The organism is Kribbella sp. NPDC049584 (genome assembly GCF_040675555.1).
Taxonomy (GTDB): Bacteria; Actinomycetota; Actinomycetes; order Propionibacteriales; family Kribbellaceae; genus Kribbella.
In genome coordinates this window covers 49,739-72,966 of the sequence record NZ_JBFAPF010000012.1, presented here as the reverse complement: position 1 = coordinate 72,966, position 23,228 = coordinate 49,739, and the positions used below count along the sequence as shown (strand labels likewise).

Below are 23,228 nucleotides of genomic sequence, written 5' to 3'. Positions count from 1 at the left end.
GCCTGGACGCGGATGTGCGCACGCCGCGACGCGGCGAGGGTGGTCACATGATCACTGTTGAGTCTTTGACGCGGAGGTACGCCGGCTTCACCGCCGTCGACAACGTCTCCTTCACCGCCCTGCCGGGTCGCGTCACCGGCTTCCTCGGCCCGAACGGCGCCGGCAAGTCCACCACGATGCGCATGATGGTCGGTCTGACCGTCCCGACGTCCGGCACCGCGACCATCAACGGAGAACGGTTCGCCGACCTCCCCAACCCGGGCCTCGAGGTGGGCGTCCTGCTGGACGCCTCTGCCCAGCACGCAGGTCGCACCGGACGCGAGATCCTTACGATCGCCGCTGACACCATGGGTCTGCCCCGTCGCCGCGTCGACGAGATGCTCGAGCTCGTCAGCCTGACATCTTCGGAGGCCAAGCGCCGGGTGCGCAACTACTCCCTTGGCATGCGTCAGCGACTGGGCATCGGCACCGCACTGCTCGGGGACCCCCGGGTGCTGATCCTCGACGAACCAGCGAACGGGCTCGACCCCGCCGGGATCCGGTGGATGCGCGACCTGCTGACGGGCTTTGCCAGCCAGGGCGGCACCGTCCTGTTGTCCTCACACCTGCTCCACGAGATCGAGGTCATCGCCGACGACCTGGTCGTGATCGGCAAGGGAAGGATCGTCGCGTCCGGCAGCAAGGAAGAGCTGCTGGCCGCAGCGGGGACGCTCGTCCGGTCGCCGTCACCGCGCGACCTCGCGCACGCCCTCGAACGGGCCGGGATCCCCAGCACGCTCGCAGGGGACGGCTGGGTCCGCACGGATGCCGACCCGGCTCGGGTCGGGGCGGTGGCACTGACAGCTGGCATCGCCCTCACCGAGCTCCGGTCCGCCGAGGGCGCCGGGCTCGAAGACATGTTCCTGTCCCTCACTGCCGACACCCAACGCGAAGGAGTTGCGGCATGACCGCCACGATCGTCCCTCCCGACACCATCGAGGCCGAGCCGGCCCGACGGACCGCCCAGCCCATCCCGACCACCCGACTCGTCAAGGTCGAGTTGCGCAAGATGTTCAACATCCGCTCGGGATTCTGGATGCTCATCAGCATCGGCGTCCTGTCGCCCATCTCGGCCGGGTCGCTCCTCGTCCTCGGCCTCAACAGCGACGTCACCTACCAGAACTTCGTGAGGGCGAGCGGGTTCCCGATGTCGGTGATCCTGCCGATCATCGCGATCCTGGCCGTCACAGGTGAGTGGAGCCAGCGAAGTGGGCTCACGACCTTCACGCTGGTGCCGAGCCGCGGCCGCGTGATCGGCGCCAAGGCGATCGCGACCCTCCTGGTGGGCCTCGGCGCCGTCTCCGTCGCCTTCGCGGTCGGCGCCCTCGGCAACGTGGCCGGATCCGCGCTCGCAGGCGTCGACACCGCGTGGGACATTTCGTTGTCCATGGCACTCCAGATGATGCTCTACAACCTGGTTGGCATGGCCTTCGGCTTCGCCCTCGGTGTCGTGCTGCGCAACTCCGCGGCCGCGATCGTGGGCTACTTCGTCGCTTCACTGGTCATGCCGGGCATCCTCGCGCTCCTGGCTCAGGTGCGTTCGTGGTTCGCGGACCTGCAGCCGTGGATCGACTGGCACTACACGCAGGTGGCGCTCCTCGATGGCGCCACGAACACTGTCAAGGAGTGGGCGATGCTCGGCTCGACCACGATGATCTGGATCGTCCTTCCCCTCGTCATCGGACTGCTGTCCCTGCGCCCGTCCGAGGTCAAGTAGTCGCACACACGGGCGGCGCTCTCCCGAACCCCACTGTGGGTTCCGGATACCGCCGCTTCGGGGTGCGTCGGCTTAGCGCCCCCGTCATGACGTCGCCTGGCGGCGAGAAGGACACCACAACCATGACCACCTACACCCCGCCACCTGAGCCAGGCCGCACCGCCTCCCGCAGGAACCGCCCCGTCCACCTCGTCATCGGCATCCTGCTCGCCCTCATGGGCCTCCCGCTGCTGCTCGGAGGCCTCGGCCTCGGCTGGGCCGTGGCCACCCAGCGCGACGACGACGGGTTCTTCAGCACCCCGACCGAGCAACTCAGCACCCAGACCGTGGCCCTCTCCAGCGAGGTCGTGCCTTGCACGCCGGGCCGAAGAAGTGTCACCACCAAGCGCCCCGGAAGCGTCACCGATGTCCTGATACAGAACCGACACCTATGTCCTGAGACATCCCTGACCTGTCAGAATGCGTTGCGTTGTGTCGAACATCTGTTCTAATGTTGGCCCAGTTCGCGGTTCTCCACCCGGATTGTCCGATGGGCCGAGCCTCCCACCTCTGATGTGGACGGGCCGGAGGGCACCGCCGCCCGGGGTTGTGAGGACCCGGGCTGTGGAGAGTCCGCAGGGTTCGCAGACACTGATACAGCTGGAGCGAGGTGGTCACGCAACGAAAGGACAGCGACAGATGCTGCTCGAACACCGCGGCCGACGACCAGTCGTGCCCGAATCCGCGTACGTCGCACCATCGGCCGTGCTCTGCGGCGCCGTCGTCCTTGGTGAAGGCAGCAGAGTCCTGCACGGTGCTGTGCTGACTGCGGAGAACGGCGAGGTCAGGATCGGCGAGAACAGTGTGGTGATGGAGAACGCCCTGGTGCGCGGCCGGGCCGACCATCCCGCTCTGATCGGCGACGCGGTCCTGGTAGGTCCCCATGCACACGTGAACGGCGCCACGGTCGAGGACGAGGTCTTCATCGCCACGGGCGCCGCGTTGTTCCCCGGTTCGGTCGCCGGCACAGGCGCAGAACTCCGGATCAACAGCGTGCTGCACGTGAACTCGCACCTGGAAGCAGGCACGATCCTCCCGATCGGCTGGATCGCGGCCGGCAACCCGACACAGCTCTTCTCCCCGGACCGGCACGAGGAGCTGTGGCAGGTCCAACGCGAGCTGGACTTTCCGGGCACGGTGTACGGCGTTCCTCGTGGCACACCTCTGCGCGAGATTATGGCCCGCCAGTCCGCCTACTACGGCTCGCACCTCGAGGATCGCCTCATCGACCCAACCTGAGCTCGCTTGCGTGCTCGCGGTCTCAGTCGGTGGTGAGGGAGTGGAGTTCGAAGCGGCGGATCTGGGCGGGGGAGGTGCCTGCGCACGTCAGGCGGGCGTCGATGGTGTCGAGGTGAGCTGACACCTCGACGGTGATCGATCCGCTAGAGGTTGCGTTCGACGGCGTCGCGGGGTCGGTGGTGCTGAGGACGACTCGGTAGTGCTGGTTGGGGAGTTGTTGGACGGACTGCGGTAGGAGGTTGTCGAGGGTTGGTGAGTGGCCGGCTTCGCGCGCGAAGTGCTGGGCTGCTTGGACGGGCGGGGTGAAGGCACCCGATCCACGGAGGAGACCGGGTACGACGAGGCCCTTGTCGTACTGACTGGCGAGTTCGACGGCCCGGGTCGGTGGGACGTGGCCGTAGAACAGTCCGTGCGGGAGGACGACGACGTTTGCCGCGAAGCGATCGCCACCGATGTGGCTGCATTCCCAGGTCCGTTCCGGGTACGCCGCCGCAAGCGCCGCGGCGACCGGACGGCCTCGTACGGCACAACACGCGTCGTGACGGCCGTGCGTACAGACGAGGTAGACGGGCTCGGTGCTGACCGTGCCTGCAACCTTGCCGGCGAGCACGTCCAGCAGGTGCTCATCCGTCGGCAACGGCCCCCAACGAACTTCTTCACGCCCCGGCCGGCAGTCCACCATTCCCCACCGCCGCCCCCGCGTCCGATCCACCCGCCCATACCGCCGAACCAACACCGGCCGAATCCCCAACTCCCGAGACAACCGCGCAACTACGTCGGCAAGGCTGTGTTCAAGGGCGCTCAGGGCCTGTCGGGGCCAAGGGGTGTGGGATTCGATGAGGAGCCAGCGTTGGGCAGGTGGTGCAGTGGCTGTCAGGGAGTCGTGCCGCAGGTCAGCTCGAGCTGCGCAGCCTGTCTCCGGTCGGTATCGAGCGTCCCCGTCGTCCACGACACCTCACAATTCCACACCCGCCCACACCACCTTCAACCAGTCACTCCACGAACCTCAGTTATTGGTTGCTACTAGGACGGCTTCTTTGAGGAGGCGGCGGACTAGGACTAGTTGGTCGGGGTCGGGTAGGGCGGGGAGGTTGCCTACTTTGCAGTCGGCGCCTGAGGTGAGTTCGGTCAGGGCTGGTTGGGTGGATGGGGGGAAGGTGATTGTGCGGTCCGGTAGTTGGAGGACTACTGGGTCGCCGGGGACCACGCGGCAGCGGAGGCCGGGGCGTAGGCGGACTGTTGTGCCTATGGATAGGGACGCGATTGATGCCGCGTGAGCCAGCGGAGGGAGGGGTGCTGGTCGGTTGCTGGACCAGGTACGGCGGCGTAGGCGGGCGGCTAGTGCGTCTGGAGTGGCGGACCGGATCTCCTGGGCGAAGAGCTCGGCCACTGCAGGGAGGATCTCGGCCAGCTGATCGGGGTCGCCCGGGTCGAAGCCGAGCGGGAGTGCAGTCCGCAGGGCTGGTTGGTTGGCAGCCAGCGCGGCTAGCTCTTGCACGAGGAGGTAGCGGGTCAGGGTGTGCATTCCGACTGTTAGATGTGCGCTGACGCCACCCAGTGCCTTGGCGGAGTGGAGGAACCCTCGCGGCACATACAGCGCGTCGCCGGGTCGCAGTACCTCGTCGATCACAGGAGCCTTGTCGCGCGCAGCCGCTGCGACTGCTTGGGCGTGGTCGGTCCACGGCTGGTTCCGCAGTGGGTCGACGTGGACGGGCTCGTGTACGGTCCAGTGCTTCTCGCCGGCCACTTGCAGTACGAAGACGTCGTGTACGTCGTAGTGCGCCGAGAACCCCTGCGACTCGGCAGGAGTGATGTACGCGTTTATCTGCACCGGATGCCCAGCGTCCGCGGACAGCTGGGTCGAGAAGTCGACCAAGGCGGGCCAGGTCCGGTGCAGTGCCTGGAGTACGACGGTGTGCCCGCTGGCGAACAACGCCGCCACCTTGTCGTCCTGGACTTGGTCCGCGATCTCCGCACCCACACCAGCCGGTCCGGTGAACTGACTGTCCCCGACGACCGCGCCGTTCTTCGCGATCCGCAAGAATGGCGTCCGTAGACCGCGACGAGACAGCAGCTCGTCGACGGCTTCCAGGCTGAACAGATCGTCGTACGGCGCAGGTAGATCCGGGGCGTGGGACAGCAACGCCCGCGTGCCCCAGTACGAGTTCGCGAACTCGTCCAGATCTCCTGCTACACAACGCCGGAGCGCCGGGCGCTCATCCCGCAGCTGATCCCGCAACCCGTCCCGCGACGACCCGTCGGCCAGCAGCCGGGGATTCCCGCGGACCCCGGAGTTCCCGAGGTTCCCCGGATTCCCGGAGGTCCCAGGCCCCGGGGAACCGGAGGTCGTGGGGTTGGCGGGGCTGGGGGTGGGCCCGGCGTCCGGCATGGGGGTCACCAGCTTCCGGAGTTCCCGCCGCCGCCTTGGCCTTCGCCGGCGCCGCCGTCTGCGCCACCGTCGGCACCGCCGTCGGAGCCACTCGGGTTCGCGCCGCCGTCCGCAGTACCTTCGCCACCGGCACCGCCGTCCGCGCCACCATCCTGCGCACCCTGGGAAGCGCCGCCGTCAGCCAGACCTTCGCCGGAGCCGGAGCCGGACCCGCCGCCGACGCCACCGGCACCGCCATCAGCACCGCCGTCGCTTGCACCCTCGTTCGCGCCGCCGTCCGCGGTGCCCTCGCCGTAGTTGCCCGAGCCACCACCCGCGCCGTCACCCGCACCGCCATCGGCGCCACCGTCCTGCGCACCCGGCGAGGCACCACCGTCAGCCGGCCCCTCTCCAGCGCCACCAGCGCCACCATCGGCACCACCGTCAGCGCCGCCGTCGGAGGACGAGCTGTCGCCGTACCCGCCGGACGTGTTGCCGCCCGCGCCGCCGTCGGCTCCGCCATCGGTGCCGCCGACGTTGGCGCCCCCGTCGGCCAGGCCTTCGCCACCTTCGGATGAGGTATTCATGTCGTCGTCGCTGAGACCCATTGTGCTGCTCCCTTCGCGAATGGCCAGAAAGATGCCCGGGACATCATCAGGGGGCACCCTGGCCATCTTGTGCGCAAAGTCGAGCTCCGCTAAACCCCTCGAGCGTTACAGCGCCGACTCGATTCGGCAGCGGGTACCGGATCGGTTCAGCGAAGGAGATCCGCGAGTACCTTCACGAAGCCGTCTGTGACGTCCTCCGGCCGTACGGCGACCCGCAACCAGTCCGGCCCGAGCCCGGGGAACGTGTCCCCGCGACGGACCGCAAACCCCTGCCCACGCAGGGATTCCCGCAGTTCCGCGGCACCCCGGACATGGATAAGAACGAACGGCGCCGACGCCACGCCGTACGTCGAAAGGCCGGGTGCCGTTCCGAGCTTGTCAAGCAGGTGGACGCGTTGCCGGGAAATGTCCAGCGCGGCCCGCGCCGCTTCCGCCACGGCCCGCTCGTTGCTGCAGGCAATTGCCGCGGCGAGAGCAGGAGTGGACACCGGCCAGTGCGGTTGAACGGCGGACAATTGTTCGATCAAACTCGGCGCTGCGAGAACATATCCGACCCGCAGCCCGGCAAGCCCCCAGGTCTTGGTCAGACTGCGTACCACCACAAGTCCCGGGATCGATGCGCAGGCGAGCGACTCGGGTTCACCCGGTACGGCGTCCATGAACGCCTCGTCGACGACCAGGATCCGGTCGGGCCGCGCCAGTTCACGCAGCGAGTCGGCCGGGTGCAGCACAGAGGTCGGGTTGGTCGGGTTGCCGATGACGACCAGGTCGGCATCCCGCGGTACGGCGGACGGGTCCAGCACGAACCCGTCCTCGGGCCGCAGGATCACCCGGTCGACGAGGTGCCCGGCCGAACGCAACGCCGCCTCGGGCTCGGTGAACTGGGGATGAACGACGACCGGATGCCGCGGCCGGAAGGCCCGCGCGATCAACACGAACGCCTCCGCAGCGCCCGCGGTGAGCAGCACCCGATCCGGCGACACGCCATGGCGCCGCGCGACCGCGTCGACCGCGGCCCCAGGACGTGGGTACGCCGCGAGTTCCGTCAGGCTCGCTGTGATCGCGTCGACCAGCCAGGGCGGCGGAGTGCCCGCACGAACGTTGACGGCGAGGTCGACGAGACCCTCGCCGACCTCTAGATCACCGTGATGCTCCAGATCAAACGCATCGACCACGCCAGGAGGTTAACGTGTCAATGACCCTTTCGGACCAGCCGGTCCGCGCACTGGTCGCTCAGCGTGGCGTGACGGAGTACCGGCGGTTCTGGAGAGACGGGTTGCGTTTGCGTACGTCGGCCAGCCGCTCGCCGGTGATCTCGGCGAACGCATATCCGTCCGACTCGCCTACCGAGGCCAGTGCGATCCCCTGCGGGTCCACGACCTGGCTGAGGCCGCAGTACTTCTTGCCGTTCTGTGCGGCGGCTGCGACGTAGCAGGTGTTCTCCACCGCGCGCGCAGTGAGCAGAGTGGTCCAGTGGTGCTCTTTGAGCGGTCCGCGTACCCAGGCCGCCGGCACGACGAGCACCTCCGCTCCAGCGTCGATCAGTGCGCGCGAGAGCTCTGGGAAGCGCAGGTCGTAGCAGGTCATCAATCCGAGCTTCCGGCCGCCGACCTGCACCACCACCGGAACTACGTCGCCCGCGGTGAGCTGGTCGGACTCCTTGTACCCGAACGCGTCGTACAGGTGGATCTTGCGGTACGCGCCGAGCAGTGAACCGTCCGCACCGACGGCCAGCAGGGTGTTGTACGGACGATGCTGGTCACAGCTGCGCTCGAACATGCCGGCCACAATCGCCACGCTGTGCTCGACCGCAGCCTTCCGCAGCGTCGCCACGAACTCACCGTCGAGCGACTCGGCCGCCTCAGCCACCGACTCACCCTCGACAGCGAAGTCGGACATCATCGCCTCCGGCAGCACGACGACATCCGGCCTGCCCTGTGCGGCGTCCGCGACCAGGCGACCGACCAGGTCCCGGTTCGCGGCCTTGTCGTAGCCACTGGCGGTCTGCACCACAGCGATCCTCATCTCTCCATGGTGCCGCACAACTCGAGTGCGAGACTGCCTCCGTGGAGTTTGACGCGGTGGTGCTGGCTGGGGGCGGGTCCACTCGGTTCGGTGGGGTGGACAAGGCGATGTTGGTGCTCGACGGTGTGACGCTGCTGGATCGGGTGCTGACAGCAACGGCAGGGGCAACCACGACGGTAGTGGTCGGACCGGTGCGTACGACGTACCGCGAGGTCGACTGGACCGTGGAGGATCCGCCGGCGGGCGGACCGGTTGCGGGGCTGGCGGCCGGCCTTCAGCGAGGTACGGCGCCAGTGGTCATAGTCGTGAGCTGCGACCTGCCCTGGTTGACGAAGGACGACGTGAGCACGCTCATCGACGGGCTCGGCGAGTACGACGGGTACGGGCTGCGCGACTCGTCCGGACAGGAGCAGCAGCTCGCAACGGCGTACCGCCGTACCGCGTTGGCGGAGGCGATCCAGCGCGTCGGTGATCCCCGGGACAAGTCGGTACGCCGTACGCTTGCCGGGCTCACCCTCGCCTGGAGCGAACCGACGCGGGCCGGCGACGACGTCGACACCTGGGCCGACCTGGACGACTGAAAATGACTGAAAATGGATGGACACGGCTCGTAGCGTCGAGCCTGTGGATATCGCCCGCGTCGTGACCGATGCCCGCCCCGGTACCGAGATCGTCGAGATCGTCGAGCGCACCGGTGGCCAGCTCAGCACCGTCTACGAAGTACGCACAGACACCGATCCGCTGATCGTGAAGGTCTACGCGCCGGAGTGGGCCTGGAAGCAGGCGAAGGAGGTCCACGTCTACGGCATGCTGGAACAGGAACTCAGCGGCTCGATCCCCCGAGTGGTCCACGTCGGCGACAGCGTCACGATCCTCACGAAGCTCGACGGGGTGCCGCTGTCCGAGCTCGAGCCGCCGGACTGGCGCGCGACGTACACACAGCTCGGCCAACTGCTCGCACGCATCCATCGCATCGGGCAGCCGGAGTACGGCTATCTGACCGACCAGATCCTCGATCCGCTCCCGGACAACGAGCAGTACATGGACCGGCAGTTCGCGAAGAAGCTGGCCGAGTTCGAGCAGCTCGGCGGAGACGCGAAGCTGCAAGCAAAGATCGCCGCGTACGTCGAGCAGCACCGGCATTTGTTCGCCGACAACGAGGCCGCCGTGCTGTGCCACAACGACTTCCACGAAGGCAACGTGCTCGTGGATCCGGACACGTGGCGCGTCACCGGGTTCATCGACGTCGAGAACGCGATCGCCGCCGACCCGCTCATCGATATCGCCAAGACGATCCAGTACTCCGCCCACGACAACGCCGAGAAACTCGCCGGCCTCACCGACGGGTACGGCGACCTGCCGGCGGAACGGACCGATCTCTACCGGCTCTACCATTCGCTCGAACTATGGGACTGGTTCCAGTCGATAGGCGAGACCACTTACCTCGACAGCATCGCCCGGGACATGGAGCAGCTGGTCGCACCCTGAGGGTAAGTTGTGAACCATGCGAGCTGTCGTGTGTGAGGGTGCCGGCGGAATCGAGGTCCTCCGGATCGGCGAGATCCCGGACCCGCAACCAGCCGTCGACGAGGTCGTTATCGACGTCGTTGCGGCGGGCGTGAACCGGGCCGATCTCATGCAGCGGCAGGGCTTCTACCCGCCGCCGCCCGGCGCCCCCGGCACGATCGGGCTCGAGGTGTCGGGCCGGATCTCCGCGGTCGGCGCCGAGGTCGAGGGCTGGTCCGTCGGCGACGAGTGCTGCGCGCTGCTCGCCGGTGGCGGGTACGCCGAGAAGGTCGCCGTACCCGCTCCGCAGGTGATGCCCGTGCCGGACGGCCTGGATCTGGTCAGCGCCGCCGCGCTGCCCGAGGTCGTGGCGACCGTCTGGTCGAACATCTTCATGACCGCACACCTCAAGGCCGGCGAGACCTTGCTGGTGCACGGCGGCTCGTCGGGGATCGGCTCGATGGCGATCCAGCTCGCGGTGGCGCACGGCGCACGGGTGCTGACCACGGTCGGCAGCAAGGAGAAGATGGAGTTCTGCACCCGGCTCGGTGCGGACGTCGCCATCAACTACAAGGAAGCCGAGTGGGCCTCGGTCGTCCAGGAGGCGACCAAGAAGGCCGGCGCCGACGTGATCCTCGACATCATGGGTGCGAAGTACCTGACCGACAACGTGAAGTCGCTCGCGTACGACGGACGCCTGGTCGTGATCGGCATGCAGGGCGGCGCGAAGGGCGAAGTCGACCTGGGCCGGCTGATGAGTCGGCGCGGCTCGATCATCGCGACCGGCCTGCGGTTCCGCTCGGTCGAGGACAAGGGCCGGATCCTCGCCGAGGTCGTCGGCCACGTCTGGCCGCTGATCGCGGAGAAGAAGGTCCGCCCGATCGTGCACTCCACCTTCCCCCTCGCCGAGGTCGCCAAGGCTCACGAGACCCTCGAGCAGTCCAGCCAGCTGGGCAAGGTCCTGCTGACGATCTAGCGAACCTGCCGCACTGACCAAACCCCTCACTCGGGCCGGGCCCACGCTCAGCCGCTGGTCGATGTGCCGTTGGAGCGAGGTTGGTCAGTGCGGGGAGTTCGCTCACCTCGATGCCAGGTTGGCCGCGGCCCACTCCGGATCGGGTTCCACCAGCTGAATCACGTCGATCCAGGTGCCGGCGGGGTCGCGGACGAAGAAGTGCCGTTGGCCGAACACCTCGGTCACCGGCTCGGTCTCGAGCCGGACCCCACCTTCGACCAGTAACGCGGCGACCTTGTCCGCGTCGTCGACGATGAAGCCGAAGACGTTCGTCGTCTCGGTCTGCGCCGACACCGCTGCCGGAACGGTCGGGTGACCCCGCTCGCAGATCGCGAGCTCCCAGTCCGCCGTGCCCCGGCGGAGCGTGATGAACCACCCGAGGTCGATGCCGACCTGGAGATCCAGGTACTGCGTGTAGAAGGCGGCGACGTCCGAAGGCCGGTCGGTCACCACGGTCGCGCCGAATGCGGCGGGTTGCATAGATCTCCTGACTACTACAGCTGTTGTTGTTGTGCACGACAGTTGTAGTGGAATCCTGCTAGCCTGTCAACATGCCGCGGAATCCGGAACGCCGTACCCAGCTCGCCGACGCCGGCCTGGCCGTCCTCGCGGAGGCCGGCGCCCGCGGACTCACCCATCGAGCAGTCGACGCCGCCGCCGGACTCCCCGCGGGCACAGCGTCGAACTACTTCAAGACCCGCGACGCGTTGCTCGGTGCACTCGGCGAGCGAATCTTCGAGCGGCTCGCGCCGGACCCAGCAGTCCTCGAGCCACTGGCCAGGCGCAAGCCGGATGTCGACCTGATGACCGACTACGTGCGCTACATCGTCGAGCGTCTACTCGGGCGTCCCGAGCTCTCGCTCGCTCTCCTGGAGCTCCGCCTGGAGGCAGCTCGCCGCCCGGGTCTCAACGAGATCCTGTCGCGGACTATCCGGCAGGGCTTCGACGCGGACGTCGCGTTCAACTCGAACGCCGGCCTACCGGGCGGCGCCGAGGAGATTCGCCTGCTGCACTTCGCGATCGACGGCCTGGTCCTCGACCAGCTGACGCCGGGCACCGGTCATCCGTACGACGTCGAGGCGACTACGGCGCGCCTCGTCCGCCGGCTTACTGCGAAGGACTGATCGCCACCTCGGGGTACGCGACGGGGTACGGCGGTGTGCTGGTGATGCGCCATTGGCCGCAAGCGCACCGCTGGTACACGACCAGACCCTCGCTGACCTGATGGGCGGAGACCGCACTCCAGCGATGCCGATGGGTTTCTGTCATGAACCTATCGTGATGTAATGGCATTATGCATCTCAACCCTTACGGCGCGGACGCGGTTCTGCTGGCGGTCAACCTGGTCACGCGGCCGGCGACCACGCCGGAGGAGCTGGCCGAGCGCTGCGTGGAGAGCGGCGTCGAGAACCGGCTGGTGCGCGAACGGCGCGTGACCGCGGCGGACCTGGCGGCCGTCAACATCGCGATCGAGGAGTGGCTGCGGGTCGTGGACGCGGAGAACGAGCAGACGCGGGTCGATCTGGTGAACGCGATGCTTGCGAAGTACACCGAGCATCCGCGGCTCACGAACCACGCGGGCGACGGCTGGCACATGCACTACCGCCCGGAGAACGTCCCGGTCGGGCGACTGGTCGCGACACTGATCAGCACGGGTACGGCGCTGCACCTGGCCGGCCGCGGCATCACCCGACTAGGCCGCTGCGCCACCGACGGCTGCGAAAACGTCTACGCCGACCTGTCCCGCACCGGGCGCCAGCGCTACTGCAGCCCCACCTGCGCGAACCGCGACGCCGTACGCCGCCACCGCGCCCGCGCATCCTGAGACGCTCTTTGAGCACCGACCAACCACCCCACGACGCCGGAGATGGTCGGTGAGGGCTCAAAGTGGGGCCGAACTACGATGGGCAGATGACCGAGAGCAGCAGCGAGCGCCAGGGAATTCCGATGGCTGGGGCGAAGACCGAGGATGGCAAGGTGCTGATCGTCGGGCCCGACGGCATGGCCGTCGAGGGGCCGCCGCGCTCCGACGACGACCGCGACGAGCAGGAGGACGAACCGCGTTCGGTGACCGAGCTGGTCGAGCAACCGGCCAAGGTCATGCGGGTCGCCAACATGATCCGGCAGCTGCTGGAAGAGGTGAAGTCGGCGCCGCTCGACGAAGCCTCCCGCGCCCGGTTGCGCGCGATCCACGAAGCGTCGATCAAGGAGCTCGAGAGCGGTCTGGCGCCGGAGCTGGTCGAGGAGCTGGAGCGGCTCAGCCTCGACTTCACCGACGACAGCACCCCGACCGACGCCGAGCTGCGGATCGCCCAGGCGCAGCTGGTGGGCTGGCTGGAGGGCTTGTTCCACGGCATCCAGACCGCGCTGTTCGCGCAGCAGATGGCCGCGCGTCAGCAGCTCGAGCAGATGCGGCGCGCGCTGCCCGGCGGCCAGCAGCTGCCCGAGGGGCACCCGGGCTTCCCCGGCGCACCGCAGGCCGCCAACCCCGACGACCCTCGCACTGGCGGAATGTATTTGTAATCGCCTTATTTCAAAGGCTGTAACAACTTCTCGAGGACGGCGGCGACGCCGTCCTCGTCGTTTGTAGGACAGACTTTGTCCACTACCGCCAGAACTTCGGGGTGCGCATTGGCCACGCCGTACGACGTACCCGCCCAGGCGAGCATCGGCAGATCGTTGACGGAATCACCGAACGCGATCGTCTCAGCAGCCGAGATCCCTTGCTCTGCGGCGAAATCGGCCAGCATCGCGGCCTTCGAGACACCACTCGCGGAAATCTCCACCAAGCCGTGACCGCCGCTGTGGCTGGCCGTGACCCGTTGGCCGACCAACGGTGCGACGAGCGCCAGCAGCTCGTCGGAGGGCAGGCTCGGATGCCTGACGAGCAGTTTTGCGGCCGGCTCCGAAAGTAGCTCCTCGACCGCGGCGACCAACGTGTCGTCGGGTTTGGGCCAGCGGTTGAGGTAGACCGGTTCCTGTCCGTAGCGGTTCGGTCGCTCGATGGCGAACTGCACGTCGGGGATCGCCGTACGGATCGCCTGCGCGACGTCGAGTGCGACCGCGGGATCGATCAACCGGGTCCGGATCGCCTTACGCCGCAGGACGTCGTACAAAATAGCGCCGTTGGCAACTATCGCGATCCCGTGATCGCCGACCAGGTCGGACAGGTCGTGCAGCCAGCGAGGTGGCCGGGCGGTGACCATCACGAAAACACTTCCGGCATGCTGTGCCGCGAGTACGGCGGAGCGCGTCCGCTCGGACACGGTGCCGTCGCTGCGGACCAGCGTTCCGTCGAGATCGGTGGCAATCAGGCGGGGGTACTGCGAAGCCGTCACCAGCCCACCGTATCCTCGTCGCAGCCGGCGTCGCACTACTCCTCCCGATGCCCCGGGCGCAAGCTATTGGACGTCGGTTTCAGGCCTTTTTGACTTATCTAATTGAGCCTTTGACAACGTCATCAGACCGTTACGGCAGGATGCTGCAAAGGCAGCAAGTTCCCCTGCGCGGCACGGTTGGCGCGTGATTTCATGCGTTGGTCTGGTGGGGAACCGGCGGCTGTTCGGCCGCGTCCTAAGCGTGTTCTGGTTCAGCGCGACTGATGCCGCCCCGCTCCGGAAGCACACACAAACGTCGAAGAACTGTTGTGGAATTGGCTGCAACCAAATCCCTGGCAGTGGCGTCAACAGTTATGGATCGGTGCGTCCCGCGCCCGGGACGACATGGTGGGCCGGCAACAAAGCGCGGGTCCATCAGCTAGCGGATCCGTGCGGGCGAACGTTGTTCATCGTTCGTTCACTCGGGTCTTGATACTTGGGGAGCCTTGATGACCGTCAACAGCGCCAATCTAGCGGGGCCGGGGGGCAGTAGCTCCCGAGCGGCTGTCGACACATCTTCCATCAGGGAGGGGGCAATGACCGGCTGCATCGCCCGTTCCGACATCTTTCAGCACCGCTTGATGGAAGAACCGCCACCCGCGTCCGCAACCCGTCGTACGCGGGAGCGGTACGAACAGCTCGTCCGTGAGGCAAAGGCGTTGTGCGCGTCCTGCCCGCTCTTCACCGAATGCCTGTACAGCGCCGTCGCCGAGCACGATGTCAGCGGCTTCGTCGCCGGAACCACTGCTGTACAACGGCGTTCGATCCGCAACCTGCTCGACGTCGAGGTGCAGGCCGACGACTTCGACCAGCTCGCCGGTGCACGGGGCACGCGCCGGCCGGTGAGCCACGAGGAGGTCCTTCGGCTGCGCACGCAGTACCCGAACGACAGCCTGGAGTCCCTGGCCATGCGGCTGGGCTGCTCGCTGTCGACGGTGAAGCGCCACCTGCGCCGTGCCCGGCGCGGCCAGAGCCCGGCAGCCAAGACGCCGCGGCCGCGGCCCGAGGTCAGCGCCGTGCTCGACGCGTTCGACGCCGTCGTCGACCAGCAGTGCCAGCCACGCCGGACCGGTAGTACCCGGGTTGCTTGATCCGATACTCGGCCCGCCAGCGGACTATCGTTGACACGGGGCCCGGAACTCCTGTACACACAGGGGTTCCGGGCCTTTCGGTTGCCTACAGCAAGTTGATCGTGTCAAGCCTTCGATCCTCGCCGAAAGGCCTGTGGTCAGAACCAGCGGTTGAGTATCGTGGCGACGCCGTCGTCCTGGACGGACTTGGTCACCTCGTCGGCGGCCGACTTCACCTCGTCAGGAGCCGAACCCATGGCGATACCGAGACCGGCGTACGTCAGCATCTCGATATCGTTGCGTCCGTCACCTATCGCCAGCAGGCCGGACGGATCCAGGTCGTACTGCGCGAGCGCGACCTTCAGCCCGGTCGACTTGTCGACGCCCTCGGGCGCGATATCGAGCCAGGCCGTCCAGCCGACGAAATAGCTGACGCCGTGCAGGCCGAGGCGTTCCGCCAGCTGGACGAAGTCGCTCTCCGACTGGTCCGGGTCACGGATGATCAACCGGGTCACAGGCAGCGGCGCGAGCTCGTCGTCGCCGACCACGCGGATCCTGGCATCACGGCCGAGGTCGCCGTCCGGGAACGGCGCGGTCACCAGGTAGGTGCCGTCGGACTCCTCGACGGCCATCCGCGCGTTCGGTGCGTGCTTGCGCACCGACGTGATCACCGTCGACGGGTCGAAGGTCCGCTCGTCGACGACCTCGCCGTCCGGGAACCGCATCGTCCGCGCGCCGTTGCTACAGACAACGAATCCGCCGGCCGGCAGGCCGAGCCGCTCGGCCACCGGTTTGGTGGTCGACCAGGCCCGGCCGGTGGCCAGGATGACGGGAACCTGCGCCGCCGTACGGCGAACCGCGTCCAGAACCGCGGGCGACAATCCCTCGTCGTGATCTATGAGCGTGCCATCGATGTCCAGCGCAACAGCTGTCGGCCTTCCGGTCATTTACCGACCGGTTCGAGGACCTCGCGACCGCCGACGTACGGCTGGAGAGCCGTCGGCACCCGGACCGAGCCGTCGGCCAGCTGGTGTGTCTCCAGGATGGCGACGATCCAGCGGGTGGTGGCCAGCGTCCCGTTCAGCGTCGCGACCGGCTGGGTCTTGCCGTCGGCGTCGCGATGCCGGATATTCAGCCGGCGGGCCTGGAAGTCCGTGCAGTTCGACGTCGACGTCAACTCGCGGTACCGGCCCTGCGTCGGCACCCACGCCTCGCAGTCGAACTTCCGGTACGCCGAGACGCCGAGGTCACCGGTCGCGGTGTCGATCACCCGGTAGCTCAGCTCCATCTTGTCGAGCATCTCCTTCTCCCAGGCCAGCAGCCGCAGGTGCTCGTCGGCGGCGTCCTCGAGCTTGCAGTAGGAGAACATCTCGACCTTGTCGAACTGGTGGACGCGGATGATCCCGCGGGTGTCCTTCCCGTGCGAGCCGGCTTCCTTGCGGTAGCAGGACGACCAGCCGGCGTACCGGATCGGGCCGTTCGACAGGTCGAGGATCTCGTCCATGTGGTAGCCGGCGAGCGCGACCTCCGACGTACCGGTCAGGTACAGCTCGGGGTCCTCGAGGCGGTACACGTCGTCGTGCGCCGACAGGTATCCGGTGCCGCCCATCACCTCGGGCTTGACCAGCGTCGGCGTGATCATCGGGGTGAAGCCGTTCTCCACCGCCTGCTGGACGGCCAGCTGCAGCATGCCGAGCTGGAGCAGCATCCCGGCGCCCTTGAGGAAGTAGAACCGGCTGCCCGAGATCTTGGCGCCACGCTCCATGTCGATCGCGCCGAGCAGCTCGCCCAGCTCGAGGTGGTCGCGGGGCTCGAAGCCCTCGGCGGCGAAGTCACGCGGCTTGCCGACCTCCTCGACCACGACGAAGTCGTCCTCGCCGCCGACCGGAGCCTCGTCGGAGACCAGGTTCGGCAGGGCCTTCGCGAGGTCGTCGAAGCGCTGCTCGGCCTCCTTGGCGGCCGCCTCGTTGGCCTTCACGTCCGCGGCCACGGCCTTGGTCCGTTCCAGCAGAGCGGTCCGCTCGTCACCCTTCGCCCGGGCGACCTCCTTGCCGAGCGACTTCTGCTCGGCCCGGAGCGCCTCGAAGGCGGAGATGGACGATCGACGCTCACTGTCGGCAACCAGGATCTGGTCGACCAGGTCCGTACTCTCACCGCGCTTGGTCAGGGCCGCGCGGACGACATCGGGGTTCTCACGGAGCAGTTTCGCGTCAATCACACCCATGAGGGTATCGGGGCGTGTCATCGGCGGCGAAGTGTATTCGGGATGATGGGGTGTGTCTCGTCGAGGAGCGCGCCGAACGCTTCTCGACGAAGCACTGAGTGCACCCGATCACGGAGGGGGCCCTGAGGGGGCGATGAACCACCACCCACCCAGTCCGGTCGGCCGTGCGCTCACGGTCGTGCTGGGTGCGCTGCCGTTCACGGTGATCACGCTGCTGGTGTTCGAGCACTGGCCGCCGCTGGCGCGCTGGGACCAGTCGGTCGCGGACCGAGCAGCGTCGTACGGCGCCATGCACGAGAGCGTCGTCGACTTCTGGCAGGTGGTCGGAGCGGTCGTGCTGCCGTGGACGTCACGGGCGGTGATCGTGATCGTCGCGGCGTACCTCTGGCATCGCCGCGCCCGCTTGCTGACGTTCTGGCTGCTCACTTCGGCGGCCGCCGAGCTCGTGCTGGTCCAGGTGGTTCAGCAGATCTTCGAGCGTGAGCCGCCGGCCCAGACGCTGGTCACGGTCAGCGGCTACTCGTACGTGTCCGGTCACGCGACGGCCGCGTTCGTGATGGCCGGCGCGCTGGGCGTCGTACTGCCGTCTGTGCGCGGCTGGCGGCGGCGGTTCCGGCTGCTGGTCCTGCTGCCGGTGATCGCGGTGGTGTGGATCGTGTCGGCCGACCGGATCGCGCTGAACGTCCACTACGTGTCCGACGTACTCGGCGGCTGGGCGCTCGGTCTGGCGATCCTGACCGCGACGTCGATCGGCTTCGGTCTCCGACCGGGGCTGCGCCGCCGACGTCGTCGTACGCCGTCAGATGGCGACGGTACGGCGGCTCCCCCGCGGGCAGCCGTGATCGTGAACCCGATCAAGGTCGGCGACGGCGTCGCGTTCCGCCGGAAGGTCACGCGAGCCCTCGAGGTCCGCGGGTACGACGAACCGCTGTGGCTGGAAACCCGCGAGGACGACGCCGGCAACGCGATGGCCAAGCAGGCGATCGAGTACGAGTCGGACCTGGTGCTGGTCGCCGGTGGCGACGGCACGGTCCGGGTGGTCTGCTCTGCGCTCGCGCACACCGGCATCCCGGTCGGCGTGATCCCGGCCGGCACGGGCAACCTGCTGGCTCGCAACCTGCACATCCCGCTCGACCTGGACGACGCCCTGGAACGGACCCTGGAAGGCCGCGACCGCCGGATCGACCTCGTCCGGGTGCACGGCGATCAGCTGGACACGGACCACTTCGCGGTGATGGCCGGCCTGGGGCTGGACGCCGCGATCATCTCCGATGCGCCACCGCATCTGAAGAAGCAGATCGGCTGGACGGCGTACCTCGTGTCTGCCGCGAAGAACATCAACCATCCGTCAGTGCGGGTGACCCTGGCGCTCGACGACGAGGAGCCACTCGAACGACGGGTCCGGACGGTCGTGGTCGGGAACGTCGGGATGCTGCAGGCCAACATCCCACTACTGCCGGACGCGCGGCCGGACGACGGCCTGCTGGACGTGGTCGTGATCGCACCGAGGCGGGTGACGCAGTGGCCGATCGTCCTCTGGCGCCTGATGACCCGAACCAACCGGACCGACATGTACCTGGAGCGCTTCACCGGCCGCAAGGTAGAGATCCACGCAGCCGTCGACGTCCAACGCCAACTCGACGGCGACCCAATCGGCCCAGGCCGCTACCTCGTCTGCGAAATCGAGCCCGGCGCCCTAACCGCCCGAGTCCCCAAGCGCCGGTAGCCATCCAGCCGGAAGACCCCGCCCGACGGCTGGCCCGAGGGTCGGTTTCGCGACCTAGGACCGGTTCAGGCGGTTGTGAGCTTCGCGGCCGGCGGCCGGGTCAGGCGGTCCGGTTGGCGGGCTTCGCGACCTCGGGCCGGATCAGCCGGTCCGGCTGGTGAGCTTCGCGGCCGGCGGCCGGGTCAGGCGGTCCGGTTGCCGAGTTGCTGTTCTCGGGCGAGCGCATCCAGCCAGATCGCCAGGCCCTCGAGGTCCTTTACGTGGTCCCCTCCCACGGAGATCTGGCGCTTTAGGCGATCCACGGCCGGGACCACGGTGACGAACCCGAACCACCCGCGAGAGGCGTCCACCGGTCGGCGTGGATCGGACGGACGCCGGCGCCGCGAATTGGGGCTTTCGATGGCCGTGATCTCGTCCCAGGCGAGACGTTTCCGGCCGAGCGATACCCCGCTCCTGTCCAGGATCAGAATCGGCCGACCTGAGAGGGAGAGCCGGGCATACATCCAGACCAGCGGAACCACGGTCGGCACCGCGACCACACAGAACAGCGGCCACCATCGCCAGCTCTGCCGACCAAGAGCGGCCGATACGACGGCAGCAACCTCGTTCGCGACCAAGAACCCGTAGAGCATCGCCTTCAGCGCGGTAACCCGCCGACGCGGCGCGATCCGCACCTCGCCTGCCCGCACGAACTCTGCCGCCCAGTCAGCTGGCCCCAGCCCAGTCCCCACACCCCACCGCCTCCAGGCACCATCGAAGTCCCGGCCCACGGACCTTCCCGCTGATGGTAGAAGAGCCAAACCCTCAACGCACCAGAGCAGCGGCGCGGCCGCCGCCGCCAAACCACAGTCCTCCCAACCACAGCCGACGGCATCCACGGCAGGCAGGGCAACCGGCTAGCAGTCACCCGCGGGCGGCAGCTGGCACGACCCCAGCGATAGCCGGAAGGCCCGGCGGCAACCGGGGTTGGCGTTGCGCGCCAAGCATCCGGGCCGAGGAGCACAGCGACGAACGGCGGCCAGCACTGAGACGGCTCACCACTCTCCCCGGCACGCTCACAACAAGCTGGTCAGCCGCTCAGCAGTCACCGCGGGCGGCAGCCCGCGCGCACCCGGCGGGTAGCCAGACGGCCCCGGTGGCAGCCGGGACCGTGCCGGTGGCAGCCGGAAGATCCCCATGCAGTCCGAGGATCCCGGCGGCAGCCGGAGGATCCCGACGGCAGTCCGAACACCGCGACCGAAGAAAACCTCGCCGGTACGACGCTCGCCGCCGCCAAGGCCCGGCGGCAGCCGGAGAGCCCGGGGGTAGCCGGTGGGGTGCACCCGCGCTCAGCCTGGTGTGGGCGGGAGCGCCCGGAGCGGGTGCGCCGAGGAGCGCAAAGACGGGACGCGACCGCGCGGCACGCAGGCGGGCTCACCACTCTCCCCGTCGTCACGCTCACAACAAGCTGGTCAGCCGCTCAGCAGTCACCCGCGGGCGGCAGCCCGCAACACCCGGCGATAGCCGGAAGATCCCGGCGGCAGCCGGAAGATCCCGGCGATAGCCGGAAAGGATGCACCGGCGGTAGCCGGGGGGTGGGCGGGTGCGGGCGTAGCGGACGCGCCGAGGAGCGCAGCGACGAGAGGCGGTTGCGGAGCACGCGGGGCGACTGGCTGCACGCGGGGTGGCTGGCTGCACGCGGGGGGAATCCACCTCAGTTGACTGTTGGGCCGGATTCTTTGCGGAGGGTGTCGATGGCTTCTTCTTCTTCCGGCGAGAGTTTGGATTCGCTGGTGAAGGACTTGATTTCCTTGGCGTACGTGCGGGCGTCGGCGCGGCTGTTGATCGACGTGAGGACGACGCCGTCGCCGTTGTTGTCGAGGATTGCCATCGACCATGACAGTTTCCCGCCGGTTTCGCCGAAGGCGTCGTACCGGACGACGGCGAGGTGCTGGAGGGTGTCCTTCAGTTCGGCGCGGGTGACGGCGAGTTCCTTGCCGAGTTTGCGGAGTTCGGACTTCACCGTGCCGGGCTTGGGTTCGGGCTCGGGTGCGGGTTCCGGCTCGGGGACGGGAGCGGGCGCGGACGACGTGTCGGTCCGGGCCCGGAGGGCCTGGATCGCGAAGACCAGGGCAAGCACCGCCACGAACAGGGCAGCGACCCCGAAGGCACCGGCTAACGTCGAAGACACGCACGAGAGCCTAAAGCATCCGGTGTTATGCCTGAGTGTTCAGGCGATCGCACAGCGTGTGTGAATGGTACGGATGCGGCACCTCGGGCCGGGGCAACGTAGATTCGCGGCGTGACACATTTGCCTGATCAGGGCCCACAACCGGGCGTCCACGACCTCGGATATGCCCGCCTCGACACTGACCGGTTGGAGCGTACCGGCGACGCCGAAGTCGTCTACGGAGCCGGCAAGACGCCGTCTCAGGTGGTGGAACTGCTGCGCACACTGCACGCCACGCACCCCGGACACGCCGTCCTCGCGACCCGGCTGACCGAAGAGGCGCAAGAGGCGGTGACCGCTGCGCTGCCGGAAGCTGTTGTGGATCCGGTCGGGCGTACGGCGGTGCTCGGCGAGCCCGGCGTACTGCGCGGAACGGTCGCCGTGGTTGCTGCTGGTACGTCGGATGCGCCGGTTGCGGCTGAGGCGGCGACGACTGCTCGCGTCTTCGGCGCTGACGTGGACGTCATCACGGACGTTGGTGTGGCTGGACTGCACCGGGTGCTCGGCGTACGAGAGCGGCTCAATGCCGCGGACTGCTTGATCGTCGTGGCCGGTATGGAAGGTGCGCTGCCGAGCGTGGTCGGCGGACTGGTCGGCGTACCGCTGGTGGCTGTGCCGACGTCGGTCGGGTACGGCGCTTCGTTCGGCGGACTGGCTGCGCTGCTCGGGATGCTGAACTCGTGTGCGCCCGGGGTGTCGGTCGTGAACATCGACAACGGGTTCGGGGCCGGGGTGTTCGCGGCTCGGGTGGCTCGACAGTCCGTTCCGCGCGAGACGAAGGAAGCCTGATGCGCATCGCTTGGCTCGATTGCTCGGCTGGTGCGTCCGGGGACATGCTCCTCGGCGCGTTCATCGCGGCCGGGGCGGACCTCAACGCGGTGAATGCGGCCGTCGCCGCCGTCGACCCGTCGTTGTCCGTCTCCGTCCAGCAGACGGCCCGCCACCAGATAGCCGCCACCAAAGCCACCGTCGAGGTCAACGGCGAACCCCACCCGGAAAACATCCCGGACGCGGGCCATGGCCACGGGCACGACCACGCGGAAGCGGGCCATGGCCACGGGCATGGGGTAGCTCACGTGCACTCGGGCCCTACGCGGGCCTGGGCTGACGTCCGACGATTGCTCGAGGAGGCGGAGCTCAGTGACCCAGTCCGCCGACGCGCGCTCGACACCTTCGCGAGGCTTGCCCGGGCCGAGGCCGCGGCCCACGGCGTCGAGCCGGACACCGTGCACTTCCACGAGGTCGGCGCGCTGGATGCGATCGCGGACATCGTCGGCGTGGCCGCGGCGTCCGTCTCGCTGGATCTCGACCGGATCGTTGTGTCGACGGTCGTGCTGGGCGGCGGACGGCAGGTTCGCGGACAACACGGCGGGATCCCCATCCCCGGCCCGGCGGTCCTCGCGATCATGTCCGAGGCACAAGCACCGGTCACCGGCGGCACAGCGCCGTACGAGATGACGACGCCGACCGGCGCGGCCCTGTTGGCCAGCCTGGCGGACGAGTACGGGACCCTCCCGCCGATGCGGATCCAGCAGACCGGCCTCGGCGCCGGCGGTCGTGACCCGGTCGAGGTGCCGAACATTCTGCGCGTGGTGCTCGGCGAATCGACCGAGAGCTCCGCAACCGAGCTCGTCTACGAGACCAACGTCGATGATCTCGACCCGCGGATCTGGCCGCAGGTCCTCGCCCGGCTGATGGAAGCCGGCGCCGCGGACGCGTGGCTGACGCCGATCCTGATGAAGAAGGGCCGCCCGGCGCACACCCTCTCGGTCCTCGTGGGCAGCGCGAACGCCGAGATGGTCCGCGCGGTGATCCTGTCCGAGACCTCCGCGATCGGCCTGCGTGAGTTCGGCATCCGAAAGCATGCCGCGGACCGCGAGTTCACCACGGTCGACGTCGAGGGCCAGAGCATCCACGTGAAGATCGCGCGGTACGGCGGTCAGGTGGTCAACGTGCAGCCGGAGTACGACGATGTAGCGGCCGCCGCGAACGCGCTGAAGAAGCCGGTCAAGAGCATCCTCGCGAAGGCCGTCGCAGCAGGCCACGACCTCTGGAACTAGAGCGAA

The 23,228-nt window shown here is 68.2% G+C and carries 26 protein-coding genes; 14 read left to right on the top strand and 12 right to left on the bottom strand.

Annotated elements, in window-relative coordinates; genetic code table 11:
- Nucleotides 1–47 precede the first annotated feature (47 nt).
- The 4 genes from AB0J62_RS32885 to AB0J62_RS32870 all read left to right on the top strand — a co-directional run bounded on the left by AB0J62_RS32885 (nucleotide 48) and on the right by AB0J62_RS32870 (nucleotide 3,034).
- On the top strand, nucleotides 48–947 hold the full coding sequence (locus tag AB0J62_RS32885) for an ATP-binding cassette domain-containing protein (RefSeq protein ID WP_363879495.1): 900 nt from the start codon (nucleotides 48–50) through the stop codon (nucleotides 945–947).
- Complete coding sequence (locus tag AB0J62_RS32880) at nucleotides 944–1,756, top strand: ABC transporter permease (protein ID WP_363879492.1); 813 nt, start codon at nucleotides 944–946, stop codon at nucleotides 1,754–1,756. Before AB0J62_RS32885 ends, AB0J62_RS32880 begins: the two co-directional genes overlap by 4 nt.
- 122 nt (nucleotides 1,757–1,878) lie before the next feature.
- On the top strand, nucleotides 1,879–2,247 hold the full coding sequence (locus AB0J62_RS32875) for a hypothetical protein (protein ID WP_363879489.1): 369 nt from the start codon (nucleotides 1,879–1,881) through the stop codon (nucleotides 2,245–2,247).
- 187 nt (nucleotides 2,248–2,434) lie between these two features.
- A complete protein-coding gene (locus tag AB0J62_RS32870) occupies nucleotides 2,435–3,034 on the top strand; it encodes a gamma carbonic anhydrase family protein (protein WP_363879486.1) in 600 nt (199 codons plus the stop codon).
- Nucleotides 3,035–3,056: 22 nt separating this feature from the next.
- On the opposite strand, the gene AB0J62_RS32865 is transcribed toward AB0J62_RS32870, so the two are convergent.
- The 5 genes from AB0J62_RS32865 to AB0J62_RS32845 all read right to left on the bottom strand — a co-directional run bounded on the left by AB0J62_RS32865 (nucleotide 3,057) and on the right by AB0J62_RS32845 (nucleotide 8,035).
- Nucleotides 3,057–3,983, bottom strand: coding sequence for a sucrase ferredoxin (locus AB0J62_RS32865; protein WP_363879483.1), 927 nt, complete (start codon nucleotides 3,981–3,983; stop codon nucleotides 3,057–3,059).
- Nucleotides 3,984–4,040: 57 nt separating this feature from the next.
- On the bottom strand, nucleotides 4,041–5,423 hold the full coding sequence (locus tag AB0J62_RS32860; RefSeq protein WP_363879480.1) for a cupin domain-containing protein: 1,383 nt from the start codon (nucleotides 5,421–5,423) through the stop codon (nucleotides 4,041–4,043).
- A gap of 5 nt (nucleotides 5,424–5,428) precedes the next feature.
- Entirely contained in the window at nucleotides 5,429–6,010 is a 582-nt protein-coding gene (locus tag AB0J62_RS32855) for a BatC protein (RefSeq protein ID WP_363879477.1), read from the bottom strand.
- Between the two features lie 146 nt (nucleotides 6,011–6,156).
- A complete protein-coding gene (cobC, locus tag AB0J62_RS32850; RefSeq protein WP_363879474.1) occupies nucleotides 6,157–7,185 on the bottom strand; it encodes an Rv2231c family pyridoxal phosphate-dependent protein CobC in 1,029 nt (342 codons plus the stop codon).
- 58 nt (nucleotides 7,186–7,243) lie between these two features.
- Nucleotides 7,244–8,035, bottom strand: a complete 792-nt coding sequence (locus AB0J62_RS32845; protein ID WP_363879471.1) for a carbon-nitrogen hydrolase family protein — start codon at nucleotides 8,033–8,035, stop codon at nucleotides 7,244–7,246.
- Nucleotides 8,036–8,076: 41 nt separating this feature from the next.
- On the opposite strand from AB0J62_RS32845, the gene AB0J62_RS32840 reads away from it, so the two are divergent.
- From AB0J62_RS32840 to AB0J62_RS32830, 3 genes are read left to right on the top strand one after another with little or no spacing between them, the layout of a single operon-like run.
- A complete protein-coding gene (locus AB0J62_RS32840) occupies nucleotides 8,077–8,616 on the top strand; it encodes an NTP transferase domain-containing protein (RefSeq protein WP_363879468.1) in 540 nt (179 codons plus the stop codon).
- A gap of 43 nt (nucleotides 8,617–8,659) precedes the next feature.
- Nucleotides 8,660–9,523: an aminoglycoside phosphotransferase family protein gene (locus AB0J62_RS32835; RefSeq protein WP_363879465.1), complete on the top strand. Its 864-nt coding sequence runs from the start codon at nucleotides 8,660–8,662 to the stop codon at nucleotides 9,521–9,523.
- A 16-nt stretch (nucleotides 9,524–9,539) separates the two neighbouring features.
- Nucleotides 9,540–10,517 (top strand): NAD(P)H-quinone oxidoreductase, encoded by a 978-nt coding sequence (locus AB0J62_RS32830; protein ID WP_363879462.1) that lies wholly within the window; start codon nucleotides 9,540–9,542, stop codon nucleotides 10,515–10,517.
- A 102-nt stretch (nucleotides 10,518–10,619) separates the two neighbouring features.
- Here the strand turns inward: AB0J62_RS32830 and AB0J62_RS32825 are convergent, their stop codons facing one another.
- Nucleotides 10,620–11,036, bottom strand: coding sequence for a VOC family protein (locus tag AB0J62_RS32825; protein ID WP_363879459.1), 417 nt, complete (start codon nucleotides 11,034–11,036; stop codon nucleotides 10,620–10,622).
- A 71-nt stretch (nucleotides 11,037–11,107) separates the two neighbouring features.
- Here AB0J62_RS32825 and AB0J62_RS32820 point away from each other — a divergent pair, with 71 nt between their 5' ends.
- On the top strand, nucleotides 11,108–11,680 hold the full coding sequence (locus tag AB0J62_RS32820) for a TetR family transcriptional regulator (RefSeq protein WP_363879456.1): 573 nt from the start codon (nucleotides 11,108–11,110) through the stop codon (nucleotides 11,678–11,680).
- Here the strand turns inward: AB0J62_RS32820 and AB0J62_RS32815 are convergent.
- On the bottom strand, nucleotides 11,664–11,825 hold the full coding sequence (locus AB0J62_RS32815) for a hypothetical protein (protein WP_363879453.1): 162 nt from the start codon (nucleotides 11,823–11,825) through the stop codon (nucleotides 11,664–11,666). The two genes, AB0J62_RS32820 and AB0J62_RS32815, sit on opposite strands and share 17 nt — an antisense overlap.
- A gap of 25 nt (nucleotides 11,826–11,850) precedes the next feature.
- On the opposite strand from AB0J62_RS32815, the gene AB0J62_RS32810 reads away from it, so the two are divergent.
- Nucleotides 11,851–12,381 (top strand): CGNR zinc finger domain-containing protein, encoded by a 531-nt coding sequence (locus AB0J62_RS32810; RefSeq protein ID WP_363879450.1) that lies wholly within the window; start codon nucleotides 11,851–11,853, stop codon nucleotides 12,379–12,381.
- 86 nt (nucleotides 12,382–12,467) lie between these two features.
- A complete protein-coding gene (locus AB0J62_RS32805; protein ID WP_363879447.1) occupies nucleotides 12,468–13,079 on the top strand; it encodes a bacterial proteasome activator family protein in 612 nt (203 codons plus the stop codon).
- A 5-nt stretch (nucleotides 13,080–13,084) separates the two neighbouring features.
- Here the strand turns inward: AB0J62_RS32805 and AB0J62_RS32800 are convergent, their stop codons facing one another.
- The gene (locus tag AB0J62_RS32800) at nucleotides 13,085–13,894 is read right to left on the bottom strand and encodes an HAD family hydrolase (RefSeq protein ID WP_363879444.1); all 810 of its coding nucleotides are present in this window, start codon (nucleotides 13,892–13,894) and stop codon (nucleotides 13,085–13,087) included.
- 575 nt (nucleotides 13,895–14,469) lie between these two features.
- On the opposite strand from AB0J62_RS32800, the gene AB0J62_RS32795 reads away from it, so the two are divergent.
- Nucleotides 14,470–15,024 (top strand): WhiB family transcriptional regulator, encoded by a 555-nt coding sequence (locus tag AB0J62_RS32795; RefSeq protein WP_363879441.1) that lies wholly within the window; start codon nucleotides 14,470–14,472, stop codon nucleotides 15,022–15,024.
- Nucleotides 15,025–15,161: 137 nt separating this feature from the next.
- Here AB0J62_RS32795 and AB0J62_RS32790 read toward each other — a convergent pair whose 3' ends face one another.
- Together AB0J62_RS32790 and serS are read right to left on the bottom strand one after the other, a co-directional pair.
- The gene (locus AB0J62_RS32790) at nucleotides 15,162–15,950 is read right to left on the bottom strand and encodes an HAD family hydrolase (RefSeq protein ID WP_363879438.1); all 789 of its coding nucleotides are present in this window, start codon (nucleotides 15,948–15,950) and stop codon (nucleotides 15,162–15,164) included.
- Nucleotides 15,947–17,221 carry a serine--tRNA ligase gene (gene serS, locus AB0J62_RS32785; RefSeq protein ID WP_363879435.1) on the bottom strand — a complete coding sequence of 425 codons (1,275 nt, stop codon included), beginning with the start codon at nucleotides 17,219–17,221 and terminating at the stop codon, nucleotides 15,947–15,949. The genes AB0J62_RS32790 and serS overlap by 4 nt, the downstream gene beginning before the upstream one ends.
- Before the next feature lie 139 nt (nucleotides 17,222–17,360).
- Here serS and AB0J62_RS32780 point away from each other — a divergent pair, with 139 nt between their 5' ends.
- On the top strand, nucleotides 17,361–18,953 hold the full coding sequence (locus tag AB0J62_RS32780; protein WP_363879432.1) for a diacylglycerol kinase family protein: 1,593 nt from the start codon (nucleotides 17,361–17,363) through the stop codon (nucleotides 18,951–18,953).
- Between the two features lie 182 nt (nucleotides 18,954–19,135).
- Here AB0J62_RS32780 and AB0J62_RS32775 read toward each other — a convergent pair whose 3' ends face one another.
- Entirely contained in the window at nucleotides 19,136–19,684 is a 549-nt protein-coding gene (locus AB0J62_RS32775; protein ID WP_363879429.1) for a hypothetical protein, read from the bottom strand.
- A 962-nt stretch (nucleotides 19,685–20,646) separates the two neighbouring features.
- Nucleotides 20,647–21,123 carry a DUF4446 family protein gene (locus AB0J62_RS32770; protein WP_363879426.1) on the bottom strand — a complete coding sequence of 159 codons (477 nt, stop codon included), beginning with the start codon at nucleotides 21,121–21,123 and terminating at the stop codon, nucleotides 20,647–20,649.
- 111 nt (nucleotides 21,124–21,234) lie between these two features.
- Between AB0J62_RS32770 and larB the strand changes: the two genes are divergently transcribed.
- On the top strand, nucleotides 21,235–21,951 hold the full coding sequence (gene larB / locus AB0J62_RS32765) for a nickel pincer cofactor biosynthesis protein LarB (RefSeq protein ID WP_363879423.1): 717 nt from the start codon (nucleotides 21,235–21,237) through the stop codon (nucleotides 21,949–21,951).
- Complete coding sequence (larC, locus tag AB0J62_RS32760; protein ID WP_363879419.1) at nucleotides 21,951–23,222, top strand: nickel pincer cofactor biosynthesis protein LarC; 1,272 nt, start codon at nucleotides 21,951–21,953, stop codon at nucleotides 23,220–23,222. Before larB ends, larC begins: the two co-directional genes overlap by 1 nt.
- Nucleotides 23,223–23,228: the final 6 nt, after the last annotated feature.

What these genes read in the sequence shown, in the direction of transcription:
- AB0J62_RS32820 (WP_363879456.1), top strand. Translation starts at nt 11,108, where the DNA reads ATGCCGCGGAATCCGGAACGCCGTACCCAGCTCGCCGACGCCGGCCTG.
- AB0J62_RS32810 (WP_363879450.1), top strand. Translation starts at nt 11,851, where the DNA reads ATGCATCTCAACCCTTACGGCGCGGACGCGGTTCTGCTGGCGGTCAAC.
- AB0J62_RS32795 (WP_363879441.1), top strand. Translation starts at nt 14,470, where the DNA reads ATGACCGGCTGCATCGCCCGTTCCGACATCTTTCAGCACCGCTTGATG.
- AB0J62_RS32860 (WP_363879480.1), bottom strand. Translation starts at nt 5,423, where the DNA reads ATGCCGGACGCCGGGCCCACCCCCAGCCCCGCCAACCCCACGACCTCC.
- AB0J62_RS32815 (WP_363879453.1), bottom strand. Translation starts at nt 11,825, where the DNA reads ATGACAGAAACCCATCGGCATCGCTGGAGTGCGGTCTCCGCCCATCAG.
- AB0J62_RS32875 (WP_363879489.1), top strand. Translation starts at nt 1,879, where the DNA reads ATGACCACCTACACCCCGCCACCTGAGCCAGGCCGCACCGCCTCCCGC.
- AB0J62_RS32885 (WP_363879495.1), top strand. Translation starts at nt 48, where the DNA reads ATGATCACTGTTGAGTCTTTGACGCGGAGGTACGCCGGCTTCACCGCC.
- AB0J62_RS32845 (WP_363879471.1), bottom strand. Translation starts at nt 8,035, where the DNA reads ATGAGGATCGCTGTGGTGCAGACCGCCAGTGGCTACGACAAGGCCGCG.
- AB0J62_RS32830 (WP_363879462.1), top strand. Translation starts at nt 9,540, where the DNA reads ATGCGAGCTGTCGTGTGTGAGGGTGCCGGCGGAATCGAGGTCCTCCGG.
- AB0J62_RS32780 (WP_363879432.1), top strand. Translation starts at nt 17,361, where the DNA reads ATGAACCACCACCCACCCAGTCCGGTCGGCCGTGCGCTCACGGTCGTG.
- larC (WP_363879419.1), top strand. Translation starts at nt 21,951, where the DNA reads ATGCGCATCGCTTGGCTCGATTGCTCGGCTGGTGCGTCCGGGGACATG.
- AB0J62_RS32825 (WP_363879459.1), bottom strand. Translation starts at nt 11,036, where the DNA reads ATGCAACCCGCCGCATTCGGCGCGACCGTGGTGACCGACCGGCCTTCG.
- AB0J62_RS32880 (WP_363879492.1), top strand. Translation starts at nt 944, where the DNA reads ATGACCGCCACGATCGTCCCTCCCGACACCATCGAGGCCGAGCCGGCC.
- AB0J62_RS32870 (WP_363879486.1), top strand. Translation starts at nt 2,435, where the DNA reads ATGCTGCTCGAACACCGCGGCCGACGACCAGTCGTGCCCGAATCCGCG.
- AB0J62_RS32790 (WP_363879438.1), bottom strand. Translation starts at nt 15,950, where the DNA reads ATGACCGGAAGGCCGACAGCTGTTGCGCTGGACATCGATGGCACGCTC.
- AB0J62_RS32805 (WP_363879447.1), top strand. Translation starts at nt 12,468, where the DNA reads ATGACCGAGAGCAGCAGCGAGCGCCAGGGAATTCCGATGGCTGGGGCG.
- AB0J62_RS32855 (WP_363879477.1), bottom strand. Translation starts at nt 6,010, where the DNA reads ATGGGTCTCAGCGACGACGACATGAATACCTCATCCGAAGGTGGCGAA.